Below are 13,217 nucleotides of genomic sequence, written 5' to 3'. Positions count from 1 at the left end.
GGTCTACCCAGACCACCCCCGCGCCAGTGCTAGCTTTGCGTACCGTCACTTATTGCACTGAAAACGAGGAGACCCCGTTTTGCGCCTTGCAGTCCATCCCGATCCGCAGCGCACACTTGCCGCTCGATTCGTGCAGAGGATCCCGGGCGGGACGCCAACGGCTCCCGCACCAGCCGGATCGTGTCAGGTCAGAGGTCGATGGCGGCACCCAGGCCACCCCCGATGCTCAGCGCCGCCAGGGCTTGCAAGCGGGTTGACTGCACCCACCCGATGTGGCGGCCGGGGCACCCGGCAGGCGGAGCTCATCCTGGTAAAGGGCGTCCAGCAGGCTTCGCGCCGACGAGACGCCCCGCACCGCTTGTTTTTCTTCCTGGCGCTGGCGAAGCTTGCGCAACCAACGACCGCTGCGAAGCTGGTCCGCCAGGTAGGCGGGCCACGTCCGCCGGTTTTGGGCTTCGATCAGTGCGCGGCCGGGTTGCCAGCTGGCAGGCACATGGGCGGCGCCGGGGTCAGGTGCCGGGCGCGCCAGCACCATGAGGTTGTCGTCGTCTGCATGGTTGTGCGCCACCACACTCCAACCGCCTGCACGGAGGGTTTGGTGCAGCGATGCCTGGGTGAAGTAAAGGGTATGCGCCCTGAAAAACATGTAGCGGGGTGCACAGAAACGAGTTGCGTTCGGCACCTCGATCAGCAAGTGCCCCTGTGGCGACACTTTGCGCGCAAACAGGCGCAAGGTTTCCACCGGATCGACCAGGTGCTCCAGCACGTGGAACATGCTGATGAGGTCGAAACGCTGGTCTGCCTGCCGGGGTAGAACCTGGTGCAGCGCGCCATGCTCGACCGACAGGCCCAATGTCTCGCGGGCGTGGGCAGCATAGCCCGCATGGGGTTCGATGCCGTGGGCCTGCATGCCACGCTGGCGCATCAGGTCGACGAACTCGCCACTGGAGGCTCCAATGTCCAGCGTGACGGCGGACGAAGGCAAATGCCCGACGCCTTGCGCAAGTTGCGTCTGCAACCACCCCCATCGGTCGAGCGCATTGCGACCAGCCCGCAACACATGCCTGAGCGCGGGTGAAACGGCTTGTTTGTAGTCCTGTCGGTAGCGGTGGGTGTACCAGGCTTCCAGTTCTGGCTGAGTGGGCAAGGGGTCAATGCGGCCCAGGCCGCAGGCGCTGCAATTGACGGTAAGCAGCGTTTCGCCCGTTTTGCCATCGACACGGGCGATGGGTTCAATGGCCTGTGAGCCGCAAACGGGGCAAGGCGTGGAGGCGATGTGGGATGCGCTCATGGGCATAAGCAGGCAAGAAATGTGTGATGCGGATGTGCTGGCGACCGCATTGTAGGGGTCTCCTCGTTTTCAGTGCAATAAGTGACGGTACGAAAAGCTAGCACTGGCGCGGAGGTGGTGTTGGTAGATCGTTGATTTCATTGACTTTCCTGTTCACTTTCAAATCTGCGATTCGTGGCGTCAAACCGTGGTCGGTTTCATCCATTGGTGCCAGTTATCGATGCATTTGGCCGCGAAGGCAGGATTTGGTCAGCATAGCGGTCAACCGGGAAGCGAAACACACCCCGCAAGTTGATGCTCTCCAGCCTGGTGGGCGCAATCTTCCCGATCAGTTCCGGTGGAATGACCTGGCGGCGGTTCGACCAGCGATCCAGGACCGCCTGCATCTGTGAGGTATTCCACGCCATCACGATGTTGGCCATCAGGCTCAACGCATCGGCCACAGCCTGCATTTCATCGACACGTTTGGCCTGCGCCGGGCTGATCCGGCCGGTATAAATGGCGCGCTTGAGGGCGTTAACAGCCTCGCCCCGATTGAGCACCCGGCGCAACTCGTTCCTGAAAGCGTCCTTGACAAAGTAGTCAGCCAAAAACGCCGTACGCAGCAACCGCCCCAATTGCACGCCAGCCTCATAGATTGGATCGCCCTGGGCGGCAGAACCGAACCGCGCAAGAGCTGCCACCGCACTGGCATGTCCGCTCATGACCGAGGCTGCCAGGTGCACCAGACTATCCCAATGCTTTTCGATCAAAGCGACGTCGACATTGGCTTCGCACACCGCAGCGATTTCTGCGGGCACTTTGGTGCCGCGTGGCACAAAGAGGTGGCGCTGTTTGAGTTCCTTCAACCGCGGGCAAAGATCAAAACCAAGCAAACGGGCATGTGACATGGCAAAGTCGGTGTAGCCATGGGTATCCACAGCAAGCTGGCTGGTCTCCAGCTTTTCTTGGCGGATGACACCTTCAATGGCCACGCCCGCCTGGCGCTCATTGAGCACAAAGGGCTGCGCATGGAAGATGCCCCACCGGTCTTTTACATGGGAGTAGATTCCAATGGAAGGTGTGTTGCGCCGAGGATCAAGCCGGGCTTGCCACACCCGTTTGGTGGTCTCCATGCTCATCATGTCAGAAGATGCCAAATCGGACCGCCCCCAGGTGGCGGCAATCGGGTGTCGCTGCATGAATTCCAGCACAGCCTGGCAGGCCTGGCTCAGACGCCGTTCGTCCCGCGCCCAGCGCATGGCCTGGCGAATGCTGGTGGCAGACAATTGCGGAATCATGCGCGCGCATTCGACCGCAGTCAGACTGGTGCCGTGGGCCATGATGCCGGCATAGACCATCAGCAGCTCGTCGGTAGAGCGCGGCTCACGTCCGAGCATGATCCAGCTAAAGCGCACCTGGGCGTCAACGGCCAGAATCACTTCCGGCAATTGAACCTCACCGATGCGGTGATCCAAAGCCGCGCGCAGCTTGGTCACTTCTGGGTCTTCGTCCTCTGCGGGCAATGGCGACAAATGGAGTTCATCATCCAGGGGTTGTAAGCCGGAACCGCCGAAATTTCCGTCACCCCAGTTCCAGCCCCGCCACGAGCGCATCGAGGTCGATGACCTTGCCGTCGCTCTGGAAGGTGTAATGCCCGTTCAGCAGGATGTGCCGCCAGGCCGCCGGCGATATCTGGGTGATGAGTTCCAGCGCCCTGGCGTTGCAGGCCGCCTCGTATTTCGTCAGCAGCCGCGACAGGATGGCCGAGTTGTAGTAGATAACCGCGTTGGCGATCAGCCGGGCGCACTGGTTGCTGATCTCGATTTCGATGTCGGTACGGCCGGTCAATTCCTTCTTCCCGCCGACCTGGGCGATGGTCGAGCGTAGCTGGTGATAAGACTCGATGCGGTTTTGCGAGCGGTGTACGTTCCGTTCGAGTTGCGGGTCGCGCAGGTAGCGCAACGTGTAGATGCTGCGCACCAGCTTGTCGAACTCGAAGATCGCGCGCCGCGTCGGATTCGGCGCGGTGTAGGTGCACAGTTTCCGGATCAGCGTGCCCTGCGTCATTTCCTTCAGGCCCAGCGTGGCGACGATCCGGTCGATGTTCGCCTTCTCGCTGACGATGAGTTGCCGGTCGATTTGGCCGACCGGCCGGATCAGGCACTTCTCGTACAGCGCCGGATCGTCGGCGCAACAATACAGCTCCTGCAACTGGTCGTCGAGGTCGGTGAAGCGCGGCTCGAAACGCAGGCCGAACCAGTGCAGGATGGCGAAGTTGGCCTTGTTGATGCTGTGCATGTCGCCGGTGATCGCGGTCGGCACGATGTCGGACGTGTTGCGATACCAGATGTCGAACACGTGGTGAGCCTCGTACTCATGCGCGCCAATCAGATAACCGTTCAGCGGCACGTGGTTGCACAAGAGCGTGTAGGCAACGACGCCCTTGCCGCGCCCGAAATACTTGCGCGAGTAGCGCGCCTTCACGGTCGGCCGTTCGACGCCGAATTTCTGCCCATCGACGGCGCCGTACAGCGCATCGAGGTCGAACGAGTAATGCGGGAAGATCGGCAGCGCGGCAATGGCGTTGCTGATGCGGTCGTTGGCAGCATGCAGCGACGCCTGGCGCAGGTACTGCTGGTAGGTATTTTCCAGCACGTGGTACGGGATGTCGCTGGTGCGCGCCATGACCTGGTTGCCGTGGTTCATCGCCTGCGCGATGATGACCGCCATCAGGCTGTCGGCATCCGCTACCTTCTTCGCGTAACGCGGCTGCAATGGCGTCAACGCCGACAGGAACTGGCACTGGCCGTTGACGAAGCGGAACACATCAGCGACATCGCAGAACGGCAGTTGCTCGTAGAACGCCTGCTCGCGCGCCTTCTGGTTTTCGCCCTTGGGCTTGCGCCAAGTCAGCTTCTGCGAGTCCTTGTCGTATTCCAAGTGCGTCAGCTTGCCCTGTTTCAGCTCGCGGTTGAACGCCAGCCATTGCGCGTGCAGCTGGGCCGCCAGCGCATCGAGTTGGGTATCGACAGGCTGCCGCAAGAACGGGATGTCCATCTGTGCCAGCACGTCGGCCTTCCCGTCCATCGAAACCAACTCGTCGGAGAAATGCCGGTGCTGCAAGCTGTCGTCGAGGTAGAGTTCGCCCGACTGGAAGCGCTTCCTGACCTGGCGGTACAGCCAGAACTCGTAGCGGTCGGCGTGCAGGCCAGTCGGCTTGCCATCGGCGTCGAAGGTCAGCAGGTACGGCCGCAAGCGTTTCGGCAGCGTGGCCGCCGGACATTCGGCGAGCGGCCGTTGCGACAGGCGCTGCTGTTTGGCGAACGCGCCCTTAGCCCAGGCCAGCGCCGCGAGCCACGGGCTGTCCGGATCAGTGCCGGCGAAGTCGAGCGCGACGTACAGCGGCCGCAGATGGCGTCGGATGCGTTCGGCCAGACCGTCCACCGCCTGCCAGTGCAGCGCCAGTTTGTTCAGCGGCTTGACGCTCATGCGCTGCGCGGTGCTTTGCAGCGCGTCCCTGGACATGATCTTGTAGGCGCGCTGGCGCACCTCACCGAACGGCGTCGGATCGGTCACGCTGTCGTCCACGTACAGCGACAGCAGGCGGCCAACCTGCGGCGTTTCCTGATGGCGTCGTACCTGCTCGGCGACGAAGGACTGCTTCGCGCCCGCGCTGCTTTCATCCTCTAGTTGCTTCATGTGGAAGGCCATCGCATCGACCAGGTTGTCGGTGAGTTGCCGGTAACGCACCCAGGCATAGCACAGCAGGTAGAGCCGGGTCTGATCCGCCTTCAGGTTGCGCAGGTCATGGACGGTATAGAAGTTCGCCAGGCTCGCGTAGTACAGCAGGTTTTGCTGCGAGATACCCAGCTTGGGCAGCAGCGCCTTGGCGATCCCGTGCAGCGGCTCCAGCGTGGCGCGCTTCCCGCGTTCGCGGGCCATCTGACGCCAGCCGAAATCCTTGGCGTCCTGCTTGAGCGCCGCCAGTTGCGACAGGGTGTCGTCACGAACCAGGAGCTGGGCCAGCGTGGCCTTGGCTGATTCGTCCAACACTTCCGCCAGCAGGCTGCCCAGCCGCCGACGTTCGGCGGACAAGACTTCACTGACCAGCTCTTGCAGGGTGGTGTAGCCGGGCCGGATGATCTTGTGCCCGTTGAGCCAGACGATCAGCTCGGCGGCGACGAACCCAAGCGTCACGTCACGGCGCACGATCTGCTCGGCCTGCTGCGCCAGTTGCGGCAGGAAGTCGGCTGCCCACGGCCGGTAGCCGAACAACTCGGCAACCCGCTCGCGCTGGGTGTAGCGCTCGTGCTTGGTGATCGCCTTGCGCTCGAACGGCTCGCCGTGGAAATAGCGGCTCAGCACGAAGGCACAATCGTCCTCGACCTCGCTCCAGTCGAAACGGAAGAAGGCACGCTTGGCCTTGAAGTAGCCGATTTGCAAGACGCAATAGACCTGAGCATGGAGGCCGGGCCGGCTACTGGCGAGCGCCAGTTCGGTTTCAGTCAGTGCCAGGTATTCCAGCCGCTGTGCATCATCGAAATCCGGCAGGCCGTACAGGGCTTCCTGCTCGGCATCCGAAAGGATGGTCAACCGCTCGCTCTTGCCGATCATCGTGATGACGCTCCACGGGAGCCCGTCCAGCCGATCCGCGCCAGGGTCTCAATCAAGGTGGTGCGCTTGACGCTGAAATTGCGACATACCGCCGCCTTGGACATGCCGCCGTCCAGCGCGGCGACGATGGCGTCGAGCTTCTCGCCGGTGATCGCCTGCGGTCGCCCGCCGATCCGGCCGCGTTTGCGCGCGGCGGTCAGGCCAGCGACGACGCGCTCCTGGATCAAGGCGCGCTCATACTGCGCGAGTGCGCCGAACACCTGGAACAGGAACTCGCCCGAGGGCGTCGTGGTGTCCAGGTTCTCCGTCAGCGAGCGGAACGCCACCCGCTTGTCCTTGAGCGAGGTCACGATGGCGAGCAGATGCGACAGCGAGCGGCCGAGCCGGTCGAGTTTCCACACGACCAGCACATCGCCAGGCCGGACGAATTCGAGCGCCCGCGCCAAGCCGGCACGGTCATCCTTCGCGCCGGATGCTCGATCCTCGAACAGATGGCGCGGATCGATGCCGGCGGCGAGCAGCGCATCGCGTTGCAAGTCCGTGCTCTGGCGGTCGGAGTCCGACGACACGCGCATGTAGCCAACCAACATAGGCGGATAACCATTAAAAATGGGTTTCCGTATGGTAGCGCATGGCGACATGGTTTTCCGCACAATTTTGAGGCCATCCAGAGGTTGGTGCACATGACTGTTGCAGATAGGTCGCAAAACACTTGTTTAGCGACACCTGCTTTGTGACTGTCGTGCTTGTCGTATTACCTGAACAGGTATAAACTATTTCCATGGCCGACAAAGAAAAACCGCTCGAATGGATCGCGAGCAGCTACAGGGATCTGATGGCGTTGTCGCCCGATGTGCGACGGCGTTTCGGTTACGCGCTGTCGCTGGCCTAGATGGGCGACCAGGCCGACGCGGCCAAGGTGCTCAAGGGCTTCGGCGGGGCTGGCGTGCTGGAGGTCGTCGAAGACGATGCCGGCGGCACGTACCGGGCGGTCTACACGGTCAAGTTTGCGGAAGCGGTGTTCGTCCTGCACTGCTTCCAGAAGAAGAGCAAGAGCGGGATCGCCACGCCGAAGGTGGACATGGACATCATCCGCGCTCGGCTGAAGGTGGCCGAGGCAATGGCACAGGAGCTACGAAATGCAAAAACGAATCATTGAAGGCGTCGAGGCTCAACGAAGCTCGGGCAACGTCTTCGCCGACCTGGGGCTGCCCGATGCCGAAAAGCTGAAGATCAAGACCGGCCTGGTCATCGAGATCAGGAAGGCGATGCGCGCCCTTGACCTGACGCAACAAGCGGCGGCCAAGCGTATGGGCATCCCGCAACCGAAGGTATCGGGCATGATGCACGGCGACTTCACCAACCTGTCCGAGCGCAAGCTGATGGACTGCCTGAACCGCCTCGGCTACGACATCGAAATCAAGGTGCGGCCGGCAACCGAGCCGGTCGGCCACCTGACGCTTGCAACCGCCTGACCGGAGGCGCCCGATGAACGACCGCATCGCTGATGAAAAACGGGGGCATGCCTGAGCATGAATGACTTTCGCCGGCTGGCCGCGAAGATCGACCAGCACATGCAGCAACTCGCCGCCCAGAACACTCGCGAAACGCACGCCATCATCAACCACATGATGGGATACGTGCCCGACCTGCACAAGATTTGGGTCGGCACCTCCGACCAGCAGTTCATGGCGTTGTCTCGCGAATATCCTGGGTTTTACCGCTACGCCCACATCATGGAGGAAGCCTCCGAAGCCGAGCGCAACAAGACATCGCGACCCTATGATGGGCTGGCCGAGTTTTCTGAGGAGCATAAACAACGGGCTACCCAACTGCTGCTCACGGCGGCAACCCTGGAGCGCGGCTATCAAGCATTTCGTGGCAGCGGCAGCCTGCAAGTCTTCCAGCAGCAAGTCAACGAACTGGGTCGGCTGCATCGGCAATGGCTGGCCGAACTGGACAGCTTCAAAGACTCGCTACGCGCCCAGGGCGCGGAAGCCAAGACATTGGAGTACATAAACGAAGCGTTCGGACACCTTGCCGAACGCATCAAGCAGCTTGCCGGCTGATCGTCGGAGCGGGTGACGAAATTCTCGGCGGTACCGGCTTGCAATCCAGTGCAATGGCGTCGCTTCCACAAAGCCGCTAACGACGAAGATGGGCGTGGCCAGGGACGCTCATCTTCGTTCAGTCGCGACGGATATCTTCCAATCAGTGGGAATGTCCGCCGCTGCTCGCACCGCCTCCGTGACCTCCGCTATAGCTGCCGTTGCCGGCGCAGCCGCTAAGCGCGATGGCTATCACCGCTGCGGCAACGATCAATATCTTTTTGGGCATTTTTTCTCCTTAATTGACAAGTGAATTGATGGATAAAAGGGGAATTACAAACAGGTAGGGGCTGGGTTATGCCAATCTTCGCCGGATCAGACTGTAGTGGTCAACTAATTCCGGACACCTCGATTAGCCGATCGCCGCCGGCGCGCCGCCATACAAGAAGGGAGACACAGCCATGCACGAGCACCACCCGATCACCGACCCCGTCTGCGGCATGACCGTCAAGCCGGAATCGCCGCACCGCTTCGATCACGCCGGCCGCGAGCCCGCGTTTGCCGGAAGGCGGTGCGCGCGGATTGGCTGCCTCGCCGTCCGCGAGAATGGCGTCGTAATCCTTGCGGCAGGACGCAAGGCGTTCGGGCGTCAGCACGCCGCCGCCTGATCGACCTCATGGCAAGCGGCGACCAGCAGTTCGATCAGGCGGTTGGCCCAAGCCTGCCCCATCTCCTCGAAGGCGTAGGTCAGTTCCCGCAGGTGATGGGCGTTACTACCTCATATTTCAACAATTATTTTTCCATCTGCCCGACAGTTGGTCAGGTGAACTACGGGAAGCGCCAATGGACCCTAACGTCAACGAGCATCTGATCTCTTTTCTGACCAGCCTGGCCATCGGCCTTCTGATCGGGGTTGAGCGTGAACGCGCCGGTTCGGCAATGGGGTTACGAACTTCGGCCTTGGCCGCGCTGTTCGGCTCCATCGCCGCCCTCGTCGGCCAGAGCGTCGGGGCGCCGTGGTTTCTCCCTGCCGCCTTGCTGGCCATGACGGGCATCATGGTTTTCGGTCAGACCGCGACCGGGGAGAGCGAGAGCCACGCTGGCCCCACCACACGAATGGCCATCCTGCTTTCGTTCACCCTCGGAGCGATGGTTTGGCTCGGCCACGGTCGTTATGCTGTTATGCTAGCCATTGCTGCCGCAGCGCTGCTCCATTTCAAGGCCGAACTGCGCGGCTTGAGTTCACGGATTACTTCCCGCGACCTGGTGTCGATCCTGCAGTTCGCTACGCTGAGTTTTATCGTGCTGCCGCTCCTGCCCAACGTCGGTTATGGACCCTATGGCGCTTTCAATCCTCACCACGTCTGGATGATGGTCGTCCTGATATCCGGCTTGAGCCTCGCCGGCTATTTGGCCATGCGTGCGGTCGGAGATCGCTTTGGCCCGCCCTTGCTCGGTCTGCTGGGAGGACTGGTGTCGAGCACCGCGACTACCCTGGTGTACGCCCGTCATGCCCGCCAGACGCCGACCATGGCGCTGACGTCGTCGATCGTCATTCTCATGGCCAATCTGGTCTTGTCCGTGCGCCTGGGCATGATCGCCGTTGCCATCGCGCCCTCCTTGATGGCGACCCTTTGGCCAGTGTTGGTCGGCAACCTGGTGGCAGGCGGCTTGGCGGTACTGTTCGTCTGGCATCGTTCGCGGACGGGGGGGCCACTTCTTTTGCCGGAAGTTGCCAATCCGACCGAGTTACGGGTTGCGCTGAGCTTCGGTGCGATGTATGCCATCATTTTACTTTTAGCCTCGTGGCTGTCCGATTGGGCGGGAACCCGCGGGCTCTACCTGGCGTCCGCCGTGTCCGGGCTGACCGAACTTGATGCCATCGCATTGTCGACCCTGCGCCTGTTTGGGAATGGGAAACTGGGCGCCGAGGTAGCCGCTAACGCGATCGGCCTGGCGATTCTCTCTAACCTGTGCTTCAAAACTGGCCTCCTCGCCTGGGTCGCAGGGCGCGACTTCCTGTTGCGCTGCCTGCCTGGGATGATGGCTATCGGGATAGGCATTGCAATCGGCATGGGGTGGGTTGGCTATGCTTGACCAATCTCTCGTGTAGTTACGGCTTGCAGCTCTTCCTACGGCTCTGCGCCATGTCCGCTGATCTAAAGGGTGCTGTGCTACGCAAGCTGGGTGATGAGCCAAGATGGGCGGGACTGAGGTTCAGACGCGAGTTGCCCCTCTGGCTAACGGAAATTTCGGCGGTTCCGGCTTACAACCCCAACATCGAGGACAAAGTCTGGGACCACTCCACCTTCAGCGCCAACCGCGAACGCTTGTTCAACGAAGACCTCGCCCGTGCCTTCTTCGAGCGCGTCAAGCTCAGCGCCCAGTGGGGGCGGCTTGCCAGCGACGAGCACTTCAGCGTGGACGGCACGCTCATCGAAGCCTGGGCCTCGCACAAGAGCTTCAAGCGCAAAGACGATGACAGCGGCACGCCGCCCGGACGCAACCCCGAGGTGGACTTCAAAGGGCAGGAGCGCTGCAACGACACCCACCAAAGCACCACGGACGCCGATGCACGGTTGTTCAAGAAGAGCACGGGTGACAAGTCCCGCCTGTGCCACATGGGGCACATCCTCATGGAGAACCGCAACGGGCTGATCGTGGATGTGGAGATCACACACGCCAATGGCACTGGCGAGCGCGAAGCGGCGCTGGCCATGTTGGGGCGCCGGGGCAACAGGAACAAGCGGGCCACGGTCGGTGCCGACAAAGGCTACGACAGCAAGGCCTTCATCAAGGGCTGCAGAAAGCTCAAGGTCACGCCACACGTGGCGGCCAAGGACAAGCACTCGGCCGTCGATGGCCGCATCAAGCGCCACGAGGGTTACAAGACCAGTCTGAAGGTGCGCAAGCGCATCGAGGAGGCCTTTGGCTGGATCAAGACGGTGGGTGGTCTGGCCAAGACCAAGCTGATCGGCCAGGCCAAGCTCGCGGGCCAGGCCCTGCTGTGCTTTGCCACCTACAACCTGGTGCGCATGGGCAGCATCGGCGGCTGGTGGGACGCGCATCATGCGTGAGCCATGGGATACGTGCGCCCGAAACGGGCAAAACGGCCTGCAAACAGGCCGAAATGGCCCTCGCATTCGCTTCGTAGGCGCGTCTGGACGACTCGCTTCTTCGAAATCCACGACCCTGGCGCGTTCGATGAGCATTTTTTCAACGGCCTGTTAGCTGGATCATGCTCGGACGTGAGCCGCGCTCTACCGACGAGCTGCTGATGGTCTATGCCGGCATCATGGCCCACGGCACCAGTCTGACTGCGGTCGAATGCGCGCGCATGATTCCGCAATTGTCTGCCACCAGCATTCGCCAGGCCATGCGCTGGGCGCGGGACGAACGGCGTCTGAGCCAGGCCTGCCAGGCTGTGCTGGAATTCATGCAGCGACACCCGATTGCCGCCACCTGGGGGCGGTCCGATTTGGCATCTTCTGACATGATGAGCATGGAGACCACCAAACGGGTGTGGCAAGCCCGGCTTGATCCTCGGCGCAACACACCTTCCATTGGAATCTACTCCCATGTAAAAGACCGGTGGGGCATCTTCCATGCGCAGCCCTTTGTGCTCAATGAGCGCCAGGCGGGCGTGGCCATTGAAGGTGTCATCCGCCAAGAAAAGCTGGAGACCAGCCAGCTTGCTGTGGATACCCATGGCTACACCGACTTTGCCATGTCACATGCCCGTTTGCTTGGTTTTGATCTTTGCCCGCGGTTGAAGGAACTCAAACAGCGCCACCTCTTTGTGCCACGCGGCACCAAAGTGCCCGCAGAAATCGCTGCGGTGTGCGAAGCCAATGTCGACGTCGCTTTGATCGAAAAGCATTGGGATAGTCTGGTGCACCTGGCAGCCTCGGTCATGAGCGGACATGCCAGTGCGGTGGCAGCTCTTGCGCGGTTCGGTTCTGCCGCCCAGGGCGATCCAATCTATGAGGCTGGCGTGCAATTGGGGCGGTTGCTGCGTACGGCGTTTTTGGCTGACTACTTTGTCAAGGACGCTTTCAGGAACGAGTTGCGCCGGGTGCTCAATCGGGGCGAGGCTGTTAACGCCCTCAAGCGCGCCATTTATACCGGCCGGATCAGCCCGGCGCAGGCCAAACGTGTCGATGAAATGCAGGCTGTGGCCGATGCGTTGAGCCTGATGGCCAACATCGTGATGGCGTGGAATACCTCACAGATGCAGGCGGTCCTGGATCGCTGGTCGAACCGCCGCCAGGTCATTCCACCGGAACTGATCGGGAAGATTGCGCCCACCAGGCTGGAGAGCATCAACTTGCGGGGTGTGTTTCGCTTCCCGGTTGACCGCTATGCTGACCAAATCCTGCCTTCGCGGCCAAATGCATCGATAACTGGCACCAATGGATGAAACCGACCACGGTTTGACGCCACGAATCGCAGATTTGAAAGTGAACAGGAAAGTCAATGAAATCAACGATCTACCAACACCACCTCCGCGCCAGTGCTAGCTTTTCGTACCGTCACTTATTGCACTGAAAACGAGGAGACCCCGCTTCAAGCCAAGCCTGGAGCGGGTTTCGTGATGGTCGAGTGTAGCTATCCGGGGTGAGAGCGGGAGCTACAACTATCTCACGCAGCACGGCCTCGCGTCGTGTAGTGTAGCTATCCGGGGTGAGAGCGTGAGCTACAACGGTACATCTTGCGCAGCGTGCGTTCATGAGAGTGTAGCTATCCGGGGTGAGAGCGGGAGCTACAACGTTGCTGCGGCGCTCAATGCCTGGGTTGCCAGTGTAGCTATCCGGGGTGAGAGCGGGAGCTACAACTGTCGCGGATCGGTATCAGCAGAGCCATGTAGTGTAGCTATCCGGGGTGAGAGCGGGAGCTACAACCGGGCGCTTTGAGTTCCATGAGGCCCACCTAGTGTAGCTATCCGGGGTGAGAGCGGGAGCTACAACGTCGGTGGTTGATGAAATTCAGCTAATGCGAGTGTAGCTATCCGGGGTGAGAGCGGGAGCTACAACAGAACTATCAGCGTCCCTTCGCAGTGACGAAGTGTAGCTATCCGGGGTGAGAGCGGGAGCTACAACAGCAGCATTGGTGATGGCGAACACCGCTGAAGTGTAGCTATCCGGGGTGAGAGCGGGAGCTACAACTCTGTGTAGAACTGGTCTACAAACGTGCTCAGTGTAGCTATCCGGGGTGAGAGCGGGAGCTACAACCACCCGGTGGGGACCGTCCGCACCGCCTCTCTAGACAAAGGGACAGCGGCA

General features: G+C 61.3%; 9 protein-coding genes, 3 pseudogenes and 1 CRISPR repeat array. Of the genes and pseudogenes, 8 read left to right on the top strand and 4 right to left on the bottom strand.

Features of this window, described 5'->3' with window-relative positions:
* Positions 1 to 226 precede the first annotated feature (226 nt).
* The 4 genes and pseudogenes from BDD18_RS21565 to BDD18_RS21550 form a co-directional block, all read right to left on the bottom strand.
* Complete coding sequence (locus BDD18_RS21565) at positions 227 to 1,291, bottom strand: class I SAM-dependent methyltransferase (protein WP_170207446.1); 1,065 nt, start codon at positions 1,289 to 1,291, stop codon at positions 227 to 229.
* Between the two features lie 197 nt (positions 1,292 to 1,488).
* Positions 1,489 to 2,838 (bottom strand): annotated as a pseudogene (locus tag BDD18_RS21560) (Tn3-like element IS1071 family transposase); the annotation flags it as partial.
* A gap of 16 nt (positions 2,839 to 2,854) precedes the next feature.
* Positions 2,855 to 5,887 carry a Tn3 family transposase gene (locus BDD18_RS21555; protein WP_125958919.1) on the bottom strand — a complete coding sequence of 1,011 codons (3,033 nt, stop codon included), beginning with the start codon at positions 5,885 to 5,887 and terminating at the stop codon, positions 2,855 to 2,857.
* Positions 5,884 to 6,477: a recombinase family protein gene (locus BDD18_RS21550; protein WP_066690344.1), complete on the bottom strand. Its 594-nt coding sequence runs from the start codon at positions 6,475 to 6,477 to the stop codon at positions 5,884 to 5,886. Before BDD18_RS21550 ends, BDD18_RS21555 begins: the two co-directional genes overlap by 4 nt.
* A gap of 302 nt (positions 6,478 to 6,779) precedes the next feature.
* On the opposite strand from BDD18_RS21550, the gene BDD18_RS21545 reads away from it, so the two are divergent.
* From BDD18_RS21545 to BDD18_RS21510, 8 genes and pseudogenes are all read left to right on the top strand, one after another.
* Entirely contained in the window at positions 6,780 to 7,046 is a 267-nt protein-coding gene (locus BDD18_RS21545; RefSeq protein ID WP_241229588.1) for a type II toxin-antitoxin system RelE/ParE family toxin, read from the top strand.
* A complete protein-coding gene (locus tag BDD18_RS21540; RefSeq protein ID WP_066690341.1) occupies positions 7,027 to 7,362 on the top strand; it encodes a helix-turn-helix domain-containing protein in 336 nt (111 codons plus the stop codon). Before BDD18_RS21545 ends, BDD18_RS21540 begins: the two co-directional genes overlap by 20 nt.
* Positions 7,363 to 7,419: 57 nt before the next feature.
* Positions 7,420 to 7,956, top strand: coding sequence for a transposase (locus tag BDD18_RS21535; RefSeq protein ID WP_066690338.1), 537 nt, complete (start codon positions 7,420 to 7,422; stop codon positions 7,954 to 7,956).
* 440 nt (positions 7,957 to 8,396) lie between these two features.
* Positions 8,397 to 8,603 carry an eL24 family ribosomal protein gene (locus BDD18_RS21530; RefSeq protein ID WP_024542659.1) on the top strand — a complete coding sequence of 69 codons (207 nt, stop codon included), beginning with the start codon at positions 8,397 to 8,399 and terminating at the stop codon, positions 8,601 to 8,603.
* Positions 8,604 to 8,611: 8 nt separating this feature from the next.
* On the top strand, positions 8,612 to 8,806 hold the full coding sequence (locus BDD18_RS21525) for a hypothetical protein (protein ID WP_009238018.1): 195 nt from the start codon (positions 8,612 to 8,614) through the stop codon (positions 8,804 to 8,806).
* Positions 8,779 to 10,032 carry an MgtC/SapB family protein gene (locus BDD18_RS21520; protein WP_009238019.1) on the top strand — a complete coding sequence of 418 codons (1,254 nt, stop codon included), beginning with the start codon at positions 8,779 to 8,781 and terminating at the stop codon, positions 10,030 to 10,032. Before BDD18_RS21525 ends, BDD18_RS21520 begins: the two co-directional genes overlap by 28 nt.
* 179 nt (positions 10,033 to 10,211) lie before the next feature.
* Positions 10,212 to 11,012, top strand: a pseudogene (locus tag BDD18_RS21515) (IS5 family transposase); the annotation flags it as partial.
* 152 nt (positions 11,013 to 11,164) lie between these two features.
* A pseudogene (locus BDD18_RS21510) lies at positions 11,165 to 12,355 on the top strand (Tn3-like element IS1071 family transposase); the annotation flags it as partial.
* A gap of 181 nt (positions 12,356 to 12,536) precedes the next feature.
* Positions 12,537 to 13,166: a CRISPR direct-repeat array (repeat unit 36 nt; unit sequence AGTGTAGCTATCCGGGGTGAGAGCGGGAGCTACAAC).
* Positions 13,167 to 13,217: the final 51 nt, after the last annotated feature.

This window comes from Acidovorax temperans (genome assembly GCF_006716905.1).
Lineage (GTDB): Bacteria > Pseudomonadota > Gammaproteobacteria > Burkholderiales > Burkholderiaceae_C > Acidovorax > Acidovorax temperans.
This window is presented reverse-complemented; position numbering and strand designations above follow the sequence as displayed.

Excerpts from the sequence above, each read along its gene's own strand:
- BDD18_RS21545 (WP_241229588.1), top strand. The coding sequence starts at position 6,780 with ATGGGCGACCAGGCCGACGCGGCCAAGGTGCTCAAGGGCTTCGGCGGG.
- BDD18_RS21550 (WP_066690344.1), bottom strand. The coding sequence starts at position 6,477 with ATGTTGGTTGGCTACATGCGCGTGTCGTCGGACTCCGACCGCCAGAGC.
- BDD18_RS21555 (WP_125958919.1), bottom strand. The coding sequence starts at position 5,887 with ATGATCGGCAAGAGCGAGCGGTTGACCATCCTTTCGGATGCCGAGCAG.
- BDD18_RS21565 (WP_170207446.1), bottom strand. The coding sequence starts at position 1,291 with ATGAGCGCATCCCACATCGCCTCCACGCCTTGCCCCGTTTGCGGCTCA.
- BDD18_RS21520 (WP_009238019.1), top strand. The coding sequence starts at position 8,779 with ATGGACCCTAACGTCAACGAGCATCTGATCTCTTTTCTGACCAGCCTG.
- BDD18_RS21530 (WP_024542659.1), top strand. The coding sequence starts at position 8,397 with ATGCACGAGCACCACCCGATCACCGACCCCGTCTGCGGCATGACCGTC.
- BDD18_RS21540 (WP_066690341.1), top strand. The coding sequence starts at position 7,027 with ATGCAAAAACGAATCATTGAAGGCGTCGAGGCTCAACGAAGCTCGGGC.
- BDD18_RS21535 (WP_066690338.1), top strand. The coding sequence starts at position 7,420 with ATGAATGACTTTCGCCGGCTGGCCGCGAAGATCGACCAGCACATGCAG.
- BDD18_RS21525 (WP_009238018.1), top strand. The coding sequence starts at position 8,612 with ATGGCAAGCGGCGACCAGCAGTTCGATCAGGCGGTTGGCCCAAGCCTG.